This is a genomic window from Paenibacillus sp. SEL3, from assembly GCF_054602585.1.
Genome location: NZ_CM137725.1, coordinates 6,508,109 through 6,527,650, shown reverse-complemented (window position 1 = coordinate 6,527,650; position 19,542 = coordinate 6,508,109). Strand labels below are relative to the sequence as shown.

Below are 19,542 nucleotides of genomic sequence, written 5' to 3'. Positions count from 1 at the left end.
CCCCTAAATCACAATGCCATATCTGTATATTCATCCTATCTGCTATCTCAAAAGGGCAGTTAGTTTTGTGGCGTCGAATGAGTCTGTATGGTTTTGTCCATACGTCAGTCCTCTGTCTTTTTTCGGCCGTAGGTTTCTTTGTTTTTCTTCTTAGCGTCCCAGAACATGGCCTCCATGACTCGTTTTATTTTCTCTTTGTCATCATCCGAGATTGGCACTCCATCAAACATTACAGGTCTATCTTCCTCCAGCATTGTTTTAAAATCTCTTTTGTCTTTGGAAGATGCCCATGCTGGAATAATGCTTTCGTCTCTACCAAGTAAAAAATAAAGATGTAAAGATTAATTCGCTTCGTTCAAAGTATTCCAACTTAATAAGCCAAAAAGATAAGTTTTTTAAAGACTACGCTGTTTTTCGCGCTGATCCAATAGGATTCAACAAAAGGCGCGAGGCGGAGGATGCAAAGGTTGAAAAAAGAGGTGGCGCCCGAAAAGGAGCAGGGCGCAAATCTCTTGGACTCAAGAAATCCGTTACAATAACCCTGACGCAAGAGCGGTGGGATGCAATAGATGATTTGATAAAGAACGGTAAATTCAAAAGCTACCCTGATTATTTCAGGCATTTGGATAGTAAGGATTAAGCCTAAGGAAGGATGATAGATATGTCAAACTCACAAGATAAACAAGGAGGACTTATAGCGGAAATCCAGTCTATATTGATGGCTCATGGTTATAGCACTGAATGGACTTCCGTTGAAACTAGTGTTAACCATAATGACCTGATTTTGGGGCTTAGATTTATAAATTTACTTGAGGATTAAACCAATACAGGGTGTAGGACCTACACCCACTAAGGGAGGATATATAGATGCCACAGGTGATCAGCGTGCTAGAATCGTTTATTCATGATCTGGAAGAAGGGGAAACGGAAATGAGTGAATTTGGAAACGTATTTGGAACGAATGAGCTTAGAGAGCTTTTGGAACTGGTAAAGCGCGGTGAGGAACAACAATGACAGATAAACTACCACAGAAGTATCCGAAAATGACTTATGAGCAACTTGAGAACTCTCATAATGAGTGGAAGAAAACAGCTATGGACAATTACGATTGGGCTAAATTGTGTATGTTTAAAGCCAAACTGAGGATATTTTTTCTCCATTTCGGTAAAGATAAATCTGGAAACATGATTTTATGAAAAAGGAGTCTTCAGGTTTGGAATACGAATGGATATGGCAGACAATTTTAATCTTTATTGTAGGCGTTCTTCTCTTACGTATAACTGGACGCAGGTCCATTTCACAAATGTCAATACCAGTAACTGTAATGATGATTGCAATTGGAACATTACTCATTCAGCCTGTAACTGGGAAAGGTCTCTGGGTAACGTTTGGAGCAGCTGCATTATTAACTTTGCTATTAATCGTGACAGAGTATACGCAAATTAAATTTGATGCTTTTGAAACATTAGTTACTGGTAAAGCGGTAGCAGTAATTCAAGACGGACAGTTAATACTGGAAAATATGAAGAAAGTTAAATTATCAGTTGATAAACTGGAGCAAAGACTTAGACAAGCTGGTATAGCCAATATCACAGATGTAGAGTGGGCGACACTAGAAGTTAGTGGACAGCTTGGGTATCAACTGAATGCAGAAAAACAGCCAGCGACTAAAGCAGATATTCAGAAACTTATCAATCTTATCGAAACAAAGTGGGAGCACGGTGATGGTGTTATAGAGAAAGGTCAGAAGGAAGACACTAATAATCTGTTTACCGAAGTAATTAAAGGAGGGCATGATTCTCGCCCACCTGAGGAATTACAGTAAAACTTTACAGCCTCCTCCAAACAAGAAGAAAATCATAACGGTTTACGTCTGTGCCGCGTCCGCACGGTGCCTGTCCAGTCTTACAGTAGAGAACATAGAGAATAATGTCCCGGGTGTCCCTGCTGAATGAAGCAATAAATTATATTGGTTAAAATTTTTCTATTGTTTTTAATCCTATTGGAGTGATTTTGTGATGATACGTAATGAAATACTACAAACAAAAGGTGAAATTGAAGACAATAACAAAATTATTCAGGTAAACTTTTTCGACGATATCGAACAGGATGATATTAGAAAAACAAAGTGGCTGCTAGACAAATATACTGACTTAATTGATGTAATCAAAAACTATGAATACTCACTTCTACAATTGGAAAACGGCATGGCTGCATATGATTTGCTTTCGGCAGAGGGATCGGTTGCTAAACGAGTTACGGGACAAGAATTGACAGCAGATGTGACAGCAAATGCCGTGCTACTCAAAGACCAGCGACATGTGAACTATAAATTCTATCAATTCCTTACGAATAACATTAAGTTTGCAATAAATAATATGCGTGATAAGCACGAGGGATTGATAGCAAAGCTGTTATTTATGGATGGTATGAAATATCTCAAAGCTCAACAATATTTGGAAAAAGGTTATCGCAAGGACATTCCTCCTATCTCAGCAACTACATTTGCAGATAAACGGCGTAGGGTTATTGTCAACATAGCAAACAGCCTAAAAACAAACCGTACATTGGATTTTGTCACCATCGACTATGGTCGGGGGCGAAACAAAGAGGGTGAAATTGGACTGAGGATGCCAGAAGTAAATTAGACCGTAAGGGCTTAAGCCTTTGCGGTCTTTATTGTAGGTGTCTAGAGTTCTAGACTGGAAAATAAAGTTATTTTCTTGACAATGCTTCATTAAGCTAACGGGTACGTTAGTTCAAAGTAAGGGAGCAGTTTACCGCGGGGCCGGCAGCTGCTCCTTTTTTTTGAAGTAACGGGCAGCAGGTTAATACAGCCGTAAGGTTAACAATTACGTTGTAAAAATTCGTGTTCGTAAATCGTATTAATCCTTTCCAAAACGTTCCGCGCTTGATCTTTAAATTTTAATTCCGCAACCTGACCTTTCAGTAAAAAGACGCCGGTCTCATTACGGTGTTCCCCGAGAGCACCCTCATACAGCTTGTTGGCGCCGTGAGTAGGCGGAGAGAAAAACAGCTTCATCAACGTTTTAACCAATATGGGAAGTCCGGAATTTTTCCCTTTTCTTAGCGTATTGTTGCTACCCGGGTCAACACTGCGGATCTTGATGTCGTCCTTGGAAAGCTGCAGCGCGATGGCCTGAGTCCACAGTGAAAGCGCTAGCTTTGAGGTAGCGTAAGGACCAAGTAGCTTGCGGAAGATTTTGGGGCGCTCGAGGATTTCGATATTAAACTTTTTCGTGAAATTTAGCGCTGAAGAAGAGGTATTGATTACCGTTTTAAAGTGACCGCTTTTTATAAGTCCCTTCAATTCCATCAGAATGATATATGGAACGATCGTCAACAGTTCATAATGCATTTCGCGTCCTTGTTTCGAATAGCTCAGCTCGGGAAAGGACCCGCCGGCGTTGTTGAACAAAATATCGATCCGCTGCTCCTTGCTTTTGATTTCTTCCAAAGTCCGTCTCAAGCTGGCATAATCGGCAAGATCGGCCGTTTTATAAATTCGAAGCCATCCACTCTTGACTGCTTTTTGGATTCTCATATCGTCCGGCGGAAAGTCGGAACGGTTTAAAGCAACCACCTGCCAGTCCTCCGACAACAATTTCCGGGCTAATTCCAACCCGATTCCAGCGCTTGCGCCTGTAATTAATGCGATATTCTCATGTTGTCTCTTGTTCATTGCACGTCTCCTCCTGATATCGGGTATTTCCACTGATATTGCACATTCTATAACTTAGAGTCGGCTCCAAGTCAAGCTGGGAAAACAGATGTTTTGTCCTAAGGATAAGGACTTGACTTAGAGCCAGCACCAAGATGTATAATGCACATAAAAAAATCTCTGGGAGGGGACAGGATGAAGGAAGAGCACATTTTTACGATAAAGCAAACCGCTAAGCAAACCGGAATTTCTGAAGATACGATCCGTTATTACGAAAAGATCGCTTTACTGCCTCGGGCAGACCGGAAGGATAACGGGCACCGCATCTACCGGAAGGAGGATATCAATACGATCCGGCTGATATCTTGCCTGAAAAAAACGGGTATGCCACTGGAAGAAATGCGGCCTTTTTTGGCGGTCTCCGCTGATGCAGATCCCGCGGAATATCCCGAACTGGTGAAACACTTAAGGAGCCACCGGGAGAATATGGTCAGCCAAATCGCCTCTCTGCAGCAAGTCGTCGATTTTATCGACATGAAATTGGAGGAGGGGAGATACCGAGGGGACTGCTCGGAAGAATTTCAGGACGGCATGTCAGAGAAAATGATGGGAGAACCGAAAGCGAAGCCCGTCTCACCTGTTGAGATGAGTTATTTTTCCGCATCGGCTAATGGGGGTAAGTCACCGATTTCCGTAAGATAAGCACGCAATACCTAAGGGAGTACCAACGAGGCTTGGCACCACTGGAAAACGTTAGTGAAAATGTCTGTTTGAAAGTGTTCTAGTTTTCGATGCGAGGCGCCTACTTCCTACCGCAAACCGTTAAGCTATCGGGTACGTTAGTTCAATGGAACAGCGACAGTCTAGGACTTTTTTTCGTCCTTGGTTGTCGCTGTTTCAATTTCTAGGCTCAGTCTACTACTTTATTTTCTGCTGATAGTAGGAACTAGCAAATCCGTAGTAGGTACGGAGTAGAAAGGATTTACACTTTATTCAGGAACAAATTAAATCCATTCTAGGAGGCAATAAATATGGCACAAAGTTATGCTTACTTGGACAACGCAGGTATTTTACATCTTCATCCGTTGGAAAGCGAAGCAGCCAAGCATGGCAAGTATGTAGGCACAAATCTGGCTTACGACGAAAGCGGCTTCCCGATCATTGGTGGTGAAGGTGTAATCTATTATCCCAATGAAGGTACAGCCTACATCAAAGGCAACAAAGCTAGAGGCCAGAGTATTGCGGTACCAAACGTACTCAAGCAGCTTGCTGATCAACTTAAGTAACACCTTTTCCCGGCTTAGTCCGGGATATACGACACATAGAGGATTATAGTGGTTCGATTCCGCTGTGTGTCATTCGCCTACTGTGAAGGGTTATTAGAAAATGATGTTAAAAAATTCCTGTACAGAGAGGAAGAGAAACCTATATTATGACTTTAAGACTAGGTCTAACTCACTGTATAAGGGACGGGATATTTAGATGAAAGACAAATTAAAAGGGCTTGTATTAGGACTTGTGGCAGGATCATTAATGACTGGTGTTACAGCTTTTGCTGCTAGTGGATCAATGATTGAGGTCTTCTACAATGTCAAAGATATTAAGATTAATAATGTTTCAAAAATGAAAACTGATGACAGTAGACCATTCGTGTATAACGGGACAACTTATGTTCCTTTAGGTTTCATTTCAAATGCTCTTGGTCAAAGTGCAAAATGGGATGGAATCTCTAAAACTATTTATATTGGTGGGGAAACAGGAGAAAGCAAAACGCTGTATTTAGATAAAGATATAAAGTATAACAATATGGAGACTCTACAACTTCTTTAGATGCTCAATACAAGAGTAGTAAAAAAGTTACCGATAATGTAGGTAATGAACATTCAAGTTATTTGCTCATGACATTGTACTCATATTCTCTTGAGGAAAATTCCTGGCAGTATGTGGAGTACCCTTTGAATGGGAAAATGAAAATGTTCAAAGCAAAACTTGGGGTAACAGATGAATTTAAAGATAAAGGCGGTGTTGCACAAGTAACGATATCTGCTGATGGAAAAGAGATTTATTCTAAAGAAATCACTCCAGGTAATCTCCCAGAAGACTTAAACTTAGATGTTAGTAATGCACTAAAGTTGAAAATTAAGATTGAGAGAAAAGGTAGCGGATCAGTTCAGGTCGGTTTCTTTGATCCTATGTTGACGCAATAATAAATTATTAAATAAAGCCGCTGAAAAGCGGCTTTATTTATATGTGACAGCTAAGTAGGATACACGGGTCTATTTGTCATGAATGACTGCGGCAAGTTAAAAAGCTTTTGTAAATCTATGATAGAAAATAATTTCTGGAAAATAAATACTGGATTAAATGAGTCTTTTCTTCTATAATTCGATCTGGAAAAAGGTACTATTATCCGATGTTTTTTAAAATAAGAGGAAATTCTTTTGAAAAAAGAAATTAAAGGCTTTGTGTTGGGCCTTGCTTGTGCCACGCTCCTAACAGGAGGGGTTGCCTATGAATACGGTAAAACTAGAGGTCAGCTACGGGATTAAATTAATACAGAATGGCATCGACAAAACTCCTACTGGGAGTGCAAAACCTTTTATTGCAAATGGGAATACGTATGTTCCTTTATCCGTTGTTGGTGACCTTGTAGGGATTCAAACTACATGGGATTCAAATACTAGAAGTGTAATAATAGGAGAAAAAGGCGAGGGCAAATCTTTAGGGACTCCTGACTTTTTAGACTCCCACCTTTCTTATTCGAATAAGCCTTCTCTTAGTAGTAACGAAAGCATGGTGATAAACGGGAAATCGTACGGGTCTTTGGGTTTTAAAATAAATAGCACTTATTATTACGGAAGAGGAATTGATTATATTAAGCTAAATTATGCATTAAACAATCAATATTCTGAGTTAAAATTATCTTTGGGTATAGATGATAATAAGGAACTAAGAAAATCTGGAATGCTAAGGAATATCTCTTTTAAAAATGAAAATGGGGATGTTCTAAAACAAGTTTCATTGGGCGGAGGAAGTGTTCAAGAAAACATAGCTGTTAATTTAACAGGGGTTCAAAAACTTGTCATTGAAATAACAGGAGACGGATATGGCGTCATAGATTTTATTAACCCTACTATTAAATAGTAACGATCAGTCATATAAAGTTTTTTTAAGCCACCCGATGCAGGATGGTTTATTGTTACTCCTGAGAAGTTCACCAAATAATTGGTGACAAATAGAAAGAGGGGGGATATGAAGCTAAGTTGGTTATCACGTTGAGTAATTTTTGATGGACTTGCCGATTGTTTCGGTTATTTACGATGAATGGAGTCCTGCGGCTTATGCGGGGATTAAAATTACGCATAATGGTACAGAAGAAATTATTAATTAAGGGAACTTTATGAATGATTGGATAGAAGTCAAGCAAGATACAAAGACTTTTGCAGATCAAGTGCAGTCGATAATTTTACTAATGATATGTTTAGAGATACGGGTCGCCAATGGGCGGCTTTTTTATTGAATTAATAACCAACTAATGAATTATTACTCTCCTGACGAAATAAAGAACAGGAGGGATAAAATGATGACTTGGACAGGAATATGGGACAATGCAGGCCCGTTCATTATTGGAGCGATTACAGCGGTAGTAATTTATATTCTAGGTGAAATTTTGTGTACATTCATACCGAGGGGTCTAACAAGAGAAATATATAGGATTCTTTTAATAGTTGCTGTAGTGATCGGTTCAGTAGCTGCGATTTATATTAGCAGTCGAATATGGTGGGGTATCAGTTAAGTCGAAGTCGCCAATAGGCGGCTTCTTTTGTATGTCAGGAAACTTTTCCTTAGATTCAGATACATTATCAAAAGGGGTGAATAATAAGATTATGGGACGAAAAAGAGATCCAAAACGGGATGAAGCATTCGATTTATACAAAACAAGTTCCGGAAATATACGTCTCACAGATATAGCCTCTCAACTTAGTGTATCTGAAGGTACGGTAAGAGGATGGAAGGCTAAAGATAAGTGGGAGAGTTTACTTGCTGGAGAAGCGGAACATACGGAACGTTCCAATGAAAATGGAGCGCTTCATAAAAAAGAAGCTCCAAATGAGGATGAAGACCTAATAGAATATCCTGATGATCTTTTTCTAAAAGCCGTCCAAATTGTAGGCGAGGCCAAACAAGCCTCGGTTTCTTTATTGCAGAGAAGAATGAGGATAGGTTATACCAGAGCGGCCCGACTGATTGATGAAATGGAGCGGCGTAAATTCATTGGTACATATCAAGGTGATAAGCCAAGAGAGGTATATGCTACCCCGCTTACAGTTGATGCGCTCTCTAAAGAGCTAAAAGTCACTGCTCCAGAAATACGGAACGTTCCGAAAAAAATACCGGAACGCTCCGGTAATATGGAACGTTCCGAAAAAGTACAGAGTGTTCCAGCGACTGTTGAAGAACCTGAAACGGAAATTCCCGATGAGGACGGATTAACGCCTAAGCAAAGGATATTCACTTATGAATACCTTCGAGACTTCAATGCTACCAGGTCAGCGATTGCGGCAGGATACAGTAAGAAAACTGCCTATCAGATTGGATTCGCTCTGTTGAAGAAAGTTGAAATTCAAAACATTATTCGACAGCACAAGGAATCTATGATTGATGAAGTAGGATTGAATGCTCAGCGCGTACTGATGGAGTACATGAAGATAGCTTTTGCAGACATAACGGACTACGTAGAATTCGGTCAGAGGGAAGAGGATGTTCTTGGCTTAGAAGGAGACCCCGTAGTTGATCCAGACACTGGGGAAACGAAGAAGTACAGATATAATTATGTCTCTTTTAAAAACAGCGATGAAATTGACGGAACTCTGGTTTCAGAAGTCAAGCAGGGTAAGGACGGAGTGAGTGTAAAGCTACACGACAAAACCAAGGCATTGGACGTGCTGACTAAATATATGGATTTGTTGCCAGATAAGCATAAACGAATGGTTGAAGACGAAAAACTTAAGATGCAGCGTGAGAAACTTGAGCTTGAAAGGGCAAAAGTCACGGGAGAAGGAAATTCAGAAGACGATTTAATTGATGACTGGGTAGAGGCGGTGGTAGGTAATGAAGACGAAGGACTCACCGGAGACGAAACGGAGGCTTCAAGCATTCAAGAAACGGATTCCTGAGTATCGTAAGAATCCCACATTGTTCTGCCAAGAGATGCTTAAATTCTTTCCTGACGATTGGCAGGCAAGCACTCTAATGGATTTAGCAAATAGTCCGCGCGTTTCAGTACGTTCAGGTCAGGGCGTAGGGAAAACGGGATTAGAAGCGGCAACAGCATTATGGTTTCTGTCCTGTTTCCCATATCCAAAGGTAATTTGTACAGCTCCTACAAGGCAGCAGCTACATGACGTGTTATGGGCAGAGATTAATAAATGGCAATCTAAAAGTCCGGTGCTGAAACGAGTCCTTAAGTGGACAAAGACTAAAATATACATGAAGAACTATGAGGAACGCTGGTTCGCTACAGCTCGGACAGCAACCAAGCCTGAAAATATGCAAGGCTTTCATGAGGACTACATGCTATTTATTGTGGATGAGGCATCGGGTGTTGCTGATCCAATCATGGAAGCTATTTTAGGTACGTTGTCGGGTGAATTCAATAAAATATTAATGTGTGGCAACCCGACAAAAACGTCGGGTGTTTTTTATGATTCACACAATAAGGACAGAGCGGATTATAAAACACGCAAGGTTTCATGTTTGGACAGTCCGAGAACTAGCAAGGATAATATCACTATGCTCAAGCGGAAGTATGGCGAAGGCAGTGATGTATGGAGAGTCCGGGTTGAAGGTGAATTCCCCCGTGGAGAATCGGATACATTTATTTCGTTGGAAGTGGCTGAATTTGCAGCTAAAGAAGTGAAGCTGGAACCCAGCGGAGATATGCTAACCATAGGTGTTGACGTTGCACGATTTGGTGATGATGAAACCTCAATGTTTGCTGGTATAGGGCCAAGAGTTGTAGGAGAACACCATCATTTCAAGAAAGACACAATGGTAACTGCTGGTTGGGTGATCAGCCTAGCTAAAGAACTAAATGAAGCTCACCCATATTTAAACCGAATCAGAATAAGAGTTGATGATAGTGGTGTAGGTGGAGGAGTAACGGATCGACTAAATGAAATCGTAGCTGAAGAAGGACTACCATATGAAATCATACCAATTAACAACGGTTCCTCTTCATTAGATGAACACTATGGAAACCTAGTTACTGAAATGTGGGCATCCATTAAGGAACAATTAGAACAAAATATGAGCAACTTTATGAATGGAGATCCAAGCGTTCTGCAATTGCCTGATGATGATGTACTAATAACCCAACTTACAGCACGTAAATGGAACATGACCAGCAAGGGTAAAATGCTGCTTGAAAGTAAGAAGGATATGAAAAAGCGTGGGCTCAAGTCACCAGACCGAGTTGACGCTTTTGTTTTGACATTTGGAGAATATTTGATGGAACCAGACACACATATTATGTTTCCTTCAATAGGCAGTGTGGCAGTAAAAAGATAATAAAATGTTAAGTGACACACCTTGTAATGGAAGTTTATCAGGATATAGCTGGGCAGTATCGGCAAATCGTATTTTTCTAGCGTGAGGTAAGCGTGACGCAGGGAACAGTCCAAGTGAGTATGGATCTAAATAATGAAATTAATAAACAAACTGAACAAATTGAATTTTGAATGTGATTCAGAAGCCAGGTAACGTAAGATGGATGCAGGCCTGACTGAAGCGATGGACCTGTTGAATAGCCAGCAGAGGGAAATTATCCAACGTATCTACCTGAGGAATTTGATTATATCGGCAACGGGGGATGGACCTTAGTGATAGCACTTTCCATCGGGTCAACTAAGAAACGATTTTTTACTAGCAACGCTGCTGGGTTTACTTGCATAGAGCGAATCTGGATTTCTTACGAAACGTGGTAACCGTCGCTTGGTTCTGAGTCACCTTTGATCTTCCAGGCTTCGTTTGCACGCCATCCCCAAGTGGGGTTTCGTTTACTTAAAATACCAAGTGAGAAAAAAATAATCGCAATAAAAATAAGCATGGATCCCATTTGATCAACTCCTTAAGTAAACTATACCAAAAAAGAACGACAGATGGAAAGTGTCGTCCCTCAAGGACAGATGGAAAAAAGAGGGCTTTGCCCTCCATATGATGGTGTAATGTTAATCTGAATAGGCAACCGCATTAAAACTTTCTATTCCTATTCGGGTGGCATCCGCTGTGCAAAATAAATATAAGGTATACGCCAATTCATTTGATGGTGGTAGAGGGACATTGTAATCGGATGCATTAATGGTAACGACCTGTACAGCGTTTGGGTTTGCTTCGGAGACACTAACAGAGTAAAAGGCGTAAGCAACAGGAGAGTCGAGAGTGCCTCTAACAATAGAAATAGCAATAACGGAGTCAAAAGGTGGAGTAGTGGGAAATGAAAGCTCAGCAATCCCTGATAATTGTACACGCATATTTTCCCCAGCGCCCGTCACGTCTAAGCCAAGCTCTGCGATGGCAACAGGAGTATTGGCTGGCAAGGGAATTGAGATCGTATTGCCGTAACTTGCTTTTGAGATGTTCGAGCATCTAACAATCTAGTCATTATCTCATCTCCTTTTTTGGGTAAAGAATTTGCAAGCTGGAAATAGAAAGATACATACAGTGCAGGGGCTGGATCGGTTGATAGTAGGGCTATTAAGCTTTAGAAGAATAAGCTGTAATAATCTAACACGATAGGGTCAGACCTATGCCTATTTTCCCAAGATCAAGTCAACAGCCCAATCTTTTTGGTTAATTGCACAATAAGCTACTTTGACTAGACTTTGGAGGTGATCATTAATTATGTTTAGACATTATTATTGGCAAAAGAAAATGCATCGGAGAAAATTTAGAAGATGTGTAGTTAAAAAGGTCAAAGTTTTACCGAAAGTTATTGTTAAAGGGATCCGAGGACCTCAAGGACCTCAGGGACCGCAGGGAGCGCAGGGACTGCCGGGTCCACAGGGAGTTCCAGGTGCTCAAGGCCAGCAAGGGCTACAAGGTTTTCAAGGAATTCCCGGACCAACAGGACCCGCAGGAGCAGCAGGACCAGTGGGACCCGCAGGCGCAGTTGGGCCAGCAGGACCAGTGGGACCGGCAGGAGCGGTAGGACCAGCAGGAGCAACGGGGGCAGCAGGGCCAGCAGGCGGCGGGATATCAGACTTCTTAAGTGTTTTCCGAGCAGATCCTGGTACGGGAACGGACACAGTTCCAGGTAACTCACCAATTACCTTTACTGGAGTTTTGGCTAATGTTGGTGGTGCTTTTACTTTCACTCCTCCATCTACAACGATAACAATCAACGAAACGGGGAGCTATCTAATAGATTTTACAATTCATAACCAAGGCAATGCTGACTTTAACCTTACCGTAAATGGAACCCCTGTTACCCCTGTTCCCTTCACGGGTAACGGTGGCGGACCAATTTCGGCAGAAGTCATTATTACTGTAGGGGTCGTTCCTACAACTATTCAATTGGTAAATGCAAATGCAACCCCAGCCCAACTTCATAACTTTACCAATACTACTCTTACTATATTAAAGTTGACCGTTTAAGCCATTTTTAATGATATATAGAACATTATATGTAGCCGCTTTAGAAAAGACTGTACGATTTCATATCGTCAGTTTGTCTAATTCACTTATAGTAAGCAGACGTATTTATGGGGGAGGGATTGTGTAGCATGGCAAGAGGACGTAGTGGCAGGAATAAGACCCATTAAACACTATCACTACTTCAAAGCCTATCTTTAAAGTTAAAATGGTAAATATGCAGTAAAATTGTAAAAAACAATGATATTATTCAAACATAGAAATATGAATGCTAAGAAGGTTGGGAAACTTTTCCAACCTTCTTTTTGTTGTGACATTAAAAAAAGAAGTTTATTCGCTCGAAAATCAATAGTAAATCTGGATAAGTTAGACGTAGTTCTGTATTTATAGAAGTTTTGCAAATGCAGTCCATCCGGCATCGGTAGGGCGACAGTTCCAAGTAACACCAATGAGTAGGGAATTTTTAACTGGCTGTCAAAAAAGCATCAGCGGGCGTAAATAATTGACCTGAATCACACTAATAAAGATTTGCTGGAACTGCTTGTATCTGTATCGCACACAAGTTCACCAGTGGGAACGTGATCAATATCTGTGCTTTACTAAATAGTGAAACCCCTTGGGGCTCTAAGGGATATGACCCATAGGTGAGATAAACCAAGACATCTTCAAGGTAAATGGAAATTCTCTTTCTGAAAATGCCATAGTGATAAGCGTAAAGGCATAGCATAGTAAAACAGCAAAGGCAATTGAATCATGAAGCTAAAGATTGCTGACAAATTGTCGAAAACATCAGTAAGTTCTTCAACATTAGTCATTAGAGAATCCAATGTGGCTAAGACAAAGAAGAAATTAGACAGTGTTGAGAAGGCTATAGCTAACTATAAGTCCTTCTCTTTTTCTTCCGAATTAGCATGGTCAGGAAAAGGAGGACAGGCAGAGCAATCTGAAAGATAGGCCAGACTCGAACCAAGGCTACATGAAGACCAAACCACAAAAATTCGGTTAACCTAGGGGAGAGAAACGTAAGAGCATATATGATGACGCTTAGCAACAGTAACGCAGGCTTATATCTAAAGGGGGTTATCGTTTGAAGCCCTATGACGGCACCAAACATAAAACCCGCCGTTTTGACTCCGATTCCAATAAATAGAATCATCGTAAACAGGACATCAGCTCTCTCAACGATCTTTGGAAGCTGAATTAGTTGAGTAACCTCAAACAAGGGATAGGTGCTTGATGCCGCCCATTCTGGACCTAGAACCAGGACTGATAGTTCATTCATAACGATAAGGAACACAGCAGTGAGCCAGTAAACAATGATGATCGACCGCTTTAATTTACGTTTATCCGTGACGATTTTGAATAGCACAAGAAAAAGAACCGTCTGCCCGAAGGGAAAAGACACGATCTCGGGAATGGCAGCCTTCAATACGGGAGTTAAACCGTTCTCCAATACAGGAAATAAAAATTCAAAGTGAATGAGTCCTGTAAAAGGAGTAAGCACGAGTAGAATGCCGTAACCAAACGCCAACAGAAGCAGAAATAAATGACATAGAAGGAACCAGACTCTCGGTCCAAACCAAACCACATCAGCACAGACAGCTAACGCTATAAACGTAATGACTTCAGTAGGGGTTCTGTTCAGCAATGTCAAAGCGCCGAGCTCACCAATGTCCCTGACACTCCTGGAAGCTTCATAAGCAAAGTAACCGATGAACAAAAGTCCTCCCAGACTACCTATCCATTTTCCCCAATAATGGCATAGGAGCTCATATAAGTCCCGGTGTGGGTCAATCTTATGCATGTATAAATACATGATTAGCAAGACGAAGCCTACAAGTGCACCGATCAGCATGGCAAGCCATGCATCCTGTTTGGCTGTAGCTCCCAAGAGAAATAAGGTTGTACTGCCAACCTGAAACAAGGAAAAAGCGATAGCTAACCCGGATACCCTGGTGACGGTTTTATTCATACTTTTTAAGCCCCTTTATACAAGATGGGTTAGGTTTGACTTCCGATATGCTTCTGTAGGAGGCCAGGACGCTGAATCCGTGCATCCACTCGAATGTCCAGTTCTATCTTCTTGAATTCCTGCTCCCAGTTTTTTTTCACCGTCTCCCACTCCCTTGGGAACCTCCGGTGAATCCGGTCAGCAAAACCAGTTGCGTCTACACCAAGTTCCTGAAGTTTAGCCCAGCCCTCATTTATCGTACTGGTCACTTCTTTGGCAATCTCTTCTTCCAGATCATGTATGGTCTTCGTCTTGGAAATATCCTTAGTGCATGTAGTTTCATTTAAAGTCCCGTTAATTTTCACTCTAACCTGCATAGTGTAATGAGAACTGGTTTTTCTGGGTGTAAGCTTTACATTAGCTGAGTTTACTAGTAGGGAAGAGTACATATCCCTACCGGGCTGTTCGCTGCATGGGAACGAAATTTCGGTGTTTTTAACCTTTTGAGACAGATAAGATACACCCAGACTCTCTGCCTTGTTGAGAAACCCTTTGAGCTTTCCTTTTTGGAATACCGCCAATTTAGTCAATGCCAGCTTGAGTGGGACCGAGGTTTTTTTGAAGACATCCAGACTCTCTGCTTCCTTCTCATCCTGATAGTCCCTTTCTCCGGTCAACTCGGCGACCGGTACTCCAATAGATTTGGAATCCGAGTTCATGCTTAATACGAAATCATAAACCCTAACTTTTGGAAACAACGATAAAATATCGCTCTCTTTGTCGACCAATTCAGCCATGGCGGCGCCTTGAAGTTTTTCAGGCGGCAATAATTTCTTTAATAGATCGGATGCTAGTCCGTCCGTTACAATCATAGTTACCATCTCCCTTGCTTCCGTATTACGAAGATAAAAATCGATTAAACGGTCCATTCCCTTCTCAGCTGCTCTTTTACCGATAAATACAACACGATTATGTGCTACGTAAATTTGTCTTGATGTTTTTAAGTTACTGTACGATAACGCTTGGTTATAGGTTTTGGACTTTACAGAGAGTACATGGGATGCCGGTTGGGAAGACCCTCCGGTTCCTCCTCCGGTACCACTTGCAAGGGCGGAGGGAACAATAATCTGATAGGACACCATCCACTGTCCATCGTCCATCATATCTACTCCTGTAGCCGCAGTTACCCACAGCTCATTCAGTTCGACTCGGTTCCAGCAACCCACCAAACTGAATAACACAACCAAGATCATAAAAAACCTTCCTAATTGGGACATATCGGTCCTCCTTACGCCATAGGATCTCGGCCGTGTTCCCCCGCCTGTTCTGCAAATGATTCCTGTTCCGTTGCCTGTCTTACTGGATTGACATCCCCAATCATTTTCGGCCGTTTCTTCATCTTCCACCAAGGTACACGCACAAACAGGTCTTTCATATTGCTCGTATAGAAAGGTGCGAGCGGCATCATATAAGGAACGCCGAACGAATTCACAGATACTAATCGAACGAGAATGGGAACGAAGCCCGCCAAAACGCCGTATAATCCAAATAAACCCGCTAACAGCATGAGTCCAAACCTGAGCAAACGAACAGCCCCCGCCATATTAATCGCAGGTAGTACAAAGTTGCAGATAGCTGTGAATGATACCACAATGACCATAGCTGCAGAAACCAATCCTGCCTGTACAGCAGCTTGTCCAAGAACCAATGCCCCAACGATAGAGATTGCAGGCCCTACGGCGCGTGGCATTCGTACTCCTGCTTCGCGAATAACCTCAAAGGTCAGCTCCATTAGCATTGCTTCAAGCAGGGCTGGCAAAGGTGTATTCTCTCTCTGTGCAGCCAAAGTGATGAGCATTGTTGTGGGCAGCATTTCCTGGTGAAACGTAGTTGTTGCAATAAAGAACGCGGGTAAAAGCAATGCCAAGAAAAAGGATGCCATCCGAACGATCCGAAGAAAAGATGCTAGATCATAACGTTGGTAGTAGTCCTCACTGGATGCGATGAAACGAAAAAAGGTTACGGGAGCAATCAGTACAAATGGAGTCCCATCAACCAATATCGCTACTAACCCTTCAAGCAAGCTGCCTGCTACAGTATCCGGCCGCTCGGTGTTAACCATCGTTGGAAAGGGTGTCCATACCCCATCTTGAATAAATTCCTCGATATATCCACTTTCGAGAATACTATCAGTGTTAATGGAATCTAATCGTCTGGAGATTTCCTTAACCACCTCTGGATCTGCAATGCCTCGAACATATGCTACCGATACCTTCGTTTGCGTGTATGATCCGATAATTCGAGAATCAAAGTGGAGTTCAGTTGATTTGATCCTTCTCCGGAGGAGTGCGATATTAGTGGAAATATCCTCGGTAAACCCTTCTTTAGGACCGCGAATTACTGTCTGCGATGTTGGCTCCTCAACAGCTCTTTTAGCCCCCCCGCTGATAGAAGCAGCAAAGGCCTTGGTGCTGCCTTCGACAAGGAGAACCACCTGTCCATAAAGAACGGCATGGATAAGTGCTTTCTCATTTTTAAGGCAAGTGATGCCCCCAATAGGAATACGATCCATCAACCAACTTTCAACATTACGATCGGAGAGATCCCCATTTCGAATGCCTCCAGTAAGTTCCTCCAGCAGTGTCGTTAAAATTTGCTGATCAATCAGGCCTTGAAGAAAACCTACAGCGAGAACCGGATTGCCCTGTTTATCGTTCAAACAACGAAGAATGAAATCCGTGCTATGTCCTATTTCCTGCTTCAGCAAGGTCACGTTGTCCTTAAGCGTGCCACTCAGCTCCTTGGATAACTCAGTCGACTTTTCATCATTAACTGGTTCAGAGCTCGTGCCATTTTTGGATCGTGAAGGCTGCTTAAACAGCCATTTTTTTAACTTGTCAACCATAGCAATACAGTTCCCTTCTAGATAGCGGTTAACTGTAATATGTTGCTATTCCACGATTTATATGTACGGGCCTTCCAAAAGATGCTTGCATATCAATTCATTGCAACTATGTTTAAAATAGTAGAAGCCCTGTTAGTGGCATACGGCAAAAAATGTTGGCCGGCATAGATACAGTCTACGAGAAGGGCTTGCGGATGTCGTTTTTGTATTGGATGAATTCGTTGTAGCCAAAGGCTTTCATTCAGAGTTTTTGAAAGATGAGTCATTTCGAATGGTGGTATCTCCAGATCATCTGCTGGCATCTCGTTCCTCATTGATTGTTGATGACTTTCACAGAGAACAAATTTGGTTGCTTTACCATAGGATTTACCGGATATATCATTTTCTGCGCAAATGCTCTGGCATCGGGAAAAGTGGATTTTCCCATCGTTGGCTGCTCTAATACATGTTGCAAAGAATGAATTAAAATCAAATGAAGCATCTGGCTCATAAGAGGAGCACTTGCGAAGTTATTTAAAGCACAAAAAAGTCCTCCGGAAATCACCATTTAAAGACATTCTTGCCAGATGTCATTTTTCGTTGGCTACCGTGAGGGAGGCAGAGCACTTAAATATTGCTTTTTGATAGCTGTCCACTTGACAGGGGTCACATCAATTTGGAGAGGTTTTTTACTCTTTTATAAGGGTAGACGATATTATGGAAGCAAAACCCGCTGTAGAATAATATAGCTCTCCGTCTTAGTGAAATAACTATTAGAATGCCCCCAATAGAAACAAACGGCAGCCATGGACGAGAAAATAAAATCCTAGACTGCCGATGTTCTATTGAACTCTCGTGTCCCTTAAGTTCAATCGCTTCCCTTTTCATAAAAGTTGTTGTGTAAAGCTTTCTGCCGTTTAAATCATGTCTTACTCCAAGTCACTTTGTAAAATTCTAATCTCCACCGAGTTCAATCGTTTTCGTGGCGACACGGTCATGAAATTTCCGATCATGTTCCACGAATACAATGGTCGGCGTGTACTCAAGCAACAGCTCCTCAATTTGCATCCGGGAAATCACGTCGACAAAGTTGAGCGGTTCGTCCCAAATATGCAGATGAGCCTCCTCACATAGGCTTCTCGCGATCAGAACCTTCTTCTTCTGCCCGCCGCTAAACGCCGATATATCCTTTTCAAACTGGATGCGGGCGAAATCTAGCTTACGTAACACGGCCTTAAATAAGCTTTCGTCAATTCTGTGCTCTGCTGCATAATCGGAAAGCGTTCCTCGCAGATGAGAAGTATTCTGGGATACATAGGAAACGCGAAGCTGAAGCTCCCGTTGAAACGTACCTGTATAATGTAGCGTCTCATCGTTCAGCAGGCGGAGCAAGCTAGACTTACCTGAACCATTTGGACCTGAAATTGCAATCCGATCTCCTGGTTCGATCGTCAGACAAATGTTCTTGCAAACCGCTCTTTCCCCGTAGTAAATCGTGACGTGATCCAGCATAGCCAGTTCCGATTTGGGATACACGAGCTGAGAGATCGCAAGACTTTCTGACTGTTCGATATTTCGGAGCAATTTCGATTTTTCCTCTAAAGCGGCGTGTTGCCGCTGTTCGATGGATTTCGAGCGTTTCATCATTTTCGCTGCCTTATGCCCGACGTATCCCTTGTCAAGCTTGGAGCCGGAGTTTCGTGTGCCGTTTTTCGATTTTTCGGTCTCGAAAGACCAGCCGCTAGTACGTTTAGCAGAAGCAGATAAACGCTGTATGTCTTTGTACAGCTTTTCGTTTTGTGCCATTTCGAACGTATCTTGGCGAGTTTTGTTCGTCCACCAACTGGAGAAGTTGCCTTTTTGGATTTCGATATTCGTTTTGTTGATCGATAGAATATGATCCACACAGCGGTCGAGAAAAGCCCGGTCGTGTGAAACAAGAATAAAACCGCGCTTCGTATTCAGATAATCGGCGACAAGCTTGCGTGCGTGCAAGTCGAGATGATTGGTCGGTTCATCGATGAGCAGAAATCGATTGTCTTGGATGAATAGCACGGCCAGCAATACCTTCGTCTGTTCCCCTTGGGACAGCGATTCGAATGGCCGGTACAACATAATCAAAGGCGACTGGTGTGGAGATCGTACCGCTGTATTCGTATTTCTCCTGCAACAGGTTTAAGAACGTCGTTTTCCCCCGACCGTTTCGCCCCGTAAAGCCCAACTTCCAGTCTGTATCAATTTGAAAATGAACATTTTCGAATATGGGGTCATAGCTGCCTGGATAGGCAAAAGTAAGATTGGTTACCTGAATGGCGGGCATGGCAGTCATCCTTTCGTTTGGAAATAAAAAAGAGCCGCAAGAAAGGTGCTATC

The 19,542-nt window shown here is 42.1% G+C and carries 19 protein-coding genes and 1 pseudogene; 11 read left to right on the top strand and 9 right to left on the bottom strand.

Annotation, left to right across the window (positions count from 1 at the left end; genetic code table 11):
• Positions 1-104 precede the first annotated feature (104 nt).
• Entirely contained in the window at positions 105-254 is a 150-nt protein-coding gene (locus ACYCS5_RS29410) for a hypothetical protein (protein WP_202984580.1), read from the bottom strand.
• A gap of 613 nt (positions 255-867) precedes the next feature.
• Between ACYCS5_RS29410 and ACYCS5_RS29405 the strand changes: the two genes are divergently transcribed.
• From ACYCS5_RS29405 to ACYCS5_RS29395, 3 genes are all read left to right on the top strand, one after another.
• A complete protein-coding gene (locus ACYCS5_RS29405; protein ID WP_459760611.1) occupies positions 868-1,014 on the top strand; it encodes a hypothetical protein in 147 nt (48 codons plus the stop codon).
• A gap of 199 nt (positions 1,015-1,213) precedes the next feature.
• The gene (locus tag ACYCS5_RS29400; RefSeq protein WP_459760610.1) at positions 1,214-1,825 is read left to right on the top strand and encodes a DUF421 domain-containing protein; all 612 of its coding nucleotides are present in this window, start codon (positions 1,214-1,216) and stop codon (positions 1,823-1,825) included.
• Positions 1,826-2,018: 193 nt separating this feature from the next.
• A complete protein-coding gene (locus ACYCS5_RS29395) occupies positions 2,019-2,648 on the top strand; it encodes a hypothetical protein (protein WP_459760609.1) in 630 nt (209 codons plus the stop codon).
• Between the two features lie 197 nt (positions 2,649-2,845).
• Here ACYCS5_RS29395 and ACYCS5_RS29390 read toward each other — a convergent pair whose 3' ends face one another.
• Complete coding sequence (locus ACYCS5_RS29390) at positions 2,846-3,703, bottom strand: SDR family NAD(P)-dependent oxidoreductase (RefSeq protein WP_165146758.1); 858 nt, start codon at positions 3,701-3,703, stop codon at positions 2,846-2,848.
• Between the two features lie 174 nt (positions 3,704-3,877).
• On the opposite strand from ACYCS5_RS29390, the gene ACYCS5_RS29385 reads away from it, so the two are divergent.
• The 7 genes from ACYCS5_RS29385 to ACYCS5_RS29355 all read left to right on the top strand — a co-directional run bounded on the left by ACYCS5_RS29385 (position 3,878) and on the right by ACYCS5_RS29355 (position 10,252).
• Entirely contained in the window at positions 3,878-4,384 is a 507-nt protein-coding gene (locus tag ACYCS5_RS29385; protein ID WP_459760608.1) for a MerR family transcriptional regulator, read from the top strand.
• A gap of 329 nt (positions 4,385-4,713) precedes the next feature.
• Entirely contained in the window at positions 4,714-4,968 is a 255-nt protein-coding gene (locus ACYCS5_RS29380) for a hypothetical protein (RefSeq protein ID WP_459760607.1), read from the top strand.
• A gap of 196 nt (positions 4,969-5,164) precedes the next feature.
• Positions 5,165-5,512, top strand: a complete 348-nt coding sequence (locus ACYCS5_RS29375) for a stalk domain-containing protein (protein WP_459760606.1) — start codon at positions 5,165-5,167, stop codon at positions 5,510-5,512.
• 125 nt (positions 5,513-5,637) lie between these two features.
• On the top strand, positions 5,638-5,889 hold the full coding sequence (locus ACYCS5_RS29370; protein WP_459760605.1) for an NPCBM/NEW2 domain-containing protein: 252 nt from the start codon (positions 5,638-5,640) through the stop codon (positions 5,887-5,889).
• Between the two features lie 304 nt (positions 5,890-6,193).
• Complete coding sequence (locus ACYCS5_RS29365; RefSeq protein ID WP_459760604.1) at positions 6,194-6,826, top strand: stalk domain-containing protein; 633 nt, start codon at positions 6,194-6,196, stop codon at positions 6,824-6,826.
• A gap of 683 nt (positions 6,827-7,509) precedes the next feature.
• The gene (locus ACYCS5_RS29360; protein WP_459760603.1) at positions 7,510-8,859 is read left to right on the top strand and encodes a terminase small subunit; all 1,350 of its coding nucleotides are present in this window, start codon (positions 7,510-7,512) and stop codon (positions 8,857-8,859) included.
• Entirely contained in the window at positions 8,795-10,252 is a 1,458-nt protein-coding gene (locus ACYCS5_RS29355) for a DEAD/DEAH box helicase family protein (protein WP_459760602.1), read from the top strand. Before ACYCS5_RS29360 ends, ACYCS5_RS29355 begins: the two co-directional genes overlap by 65 nt.
• A 400-nt stretch (positions 10,253-10,652) precedes the next feature.
• Here ACYCS5_RS29355 and ACYCS5_RS29350 read toward each other — a convergent pair whose 3' ends face one another.
• Together ACYCS5_RS29350 and ACYCS5_RS29345 are read right to left on the bottom strand one after the other, a co-directional pair.
• Positions 10,653-10,790, bottom strand: a complete 138-nt coding sequence (locus tag ACYCS5_RS29350; protein WP_459761358.1) for a DUF6199 family natural product biosynthesis protein — start codon at positions 10,788-10,790, stop codon at positions 10,653-10,655.
• A 121-nt stretch (positions 10,791-10,911) separates the two neighbouring features.
• A complete protein-coding gene (locus ACYCS5_RS29345; protein ID WP_459760601.1) occupies positions 10,912-11,280 on the bottom strand; it encodes a hypothetical protein in 369 nt (122 codons plus the stop codon).
• Positions 11,281-11,584: 304 nt separating this feature from the next.
• Here ACYCS5_RS29345 and ACYCS5_RS29340 point away from each other — a divergent pair, with 304 nt between their 5' ends.
• Positions 11,585-12,337 (top strand): BclA C-terminal domain-containing protein, encoded by a 753-nt coding sequence (locus ACYCS5_RS29340; RefSeq protein WP_459760600.1) that lies wholly within the window; start codon positions 11,585-11,587, stop codon positions 12,335-12,337.
• An 871-nt stretch (positions 12,338-13,208) separates the two neighbouring features.
• Here the strand turns inward: ACYCS5_RS29340 and ACYCS5_RS29335 are convergent.
• The 5 genes and pseudogenes from ACYCS5_RS29335 to abc-f form a co-directional block, all read right to left on the bottom strand.
• Positions 13,209-14,306 (bottom strand): GerAB/ArcD/ProY family transporter, encoded by a 1,098-nt coding sequence (locus tag ACYCS5_RS29335; protein WP_459760599.1) that lies wholly within the window; start codon positions 14,304-14,306, stop codon positions 13,209-13,211.
• Between the two features lie 29 nt (positions 14,307-14,335).
• A complete protein-coding gene (locus tag ACYCS5_RS29330) occupies positions 14,336-15,562 on the bottom strand; it encodes a Ger(x)C family spore germination protein (protein ID WP_459760598.1) in 1,227 nt (408 codons plus the stop codon).
• Between the two features lie 11 nt (positions 15,563-15,573).
• The gene (locus tag ACYCS5_RS29325) at positions 15,574-17,190 is read right to left on the bottom strand and encodes a spore germination protein (RefSeq protein WP_459760597.1); all 1,617 of its coding nucleotides are present in this window, start codon (positions 17,188-17,190) and stop codon (positions 15,574-15,576) included.
• 310 nt (positions 17,191-17,500) lie between these two features.
• Positions 17,501-17,737, bottom strand: coding sequence for a hypothetical protein (locus tag ACYCS5_RS29320; protein ID WP_459760596.1), 237 nt, complete (start codon positions 17,735-17,737; stop codon positions 17,501-17,503).
• A gap of 386 nt (positions 17,738-18,123) precedes the next feature.
• A pseudogene (abc-f, locus tag ACYCS5_RS29315) lies at positions 18,124-19,489 on the bottom strand (ribosomal protection-like ABC-F family protein).
• Between the last annotated feature and the right edge of the window lie 53 nt (positions 19,490-19,542).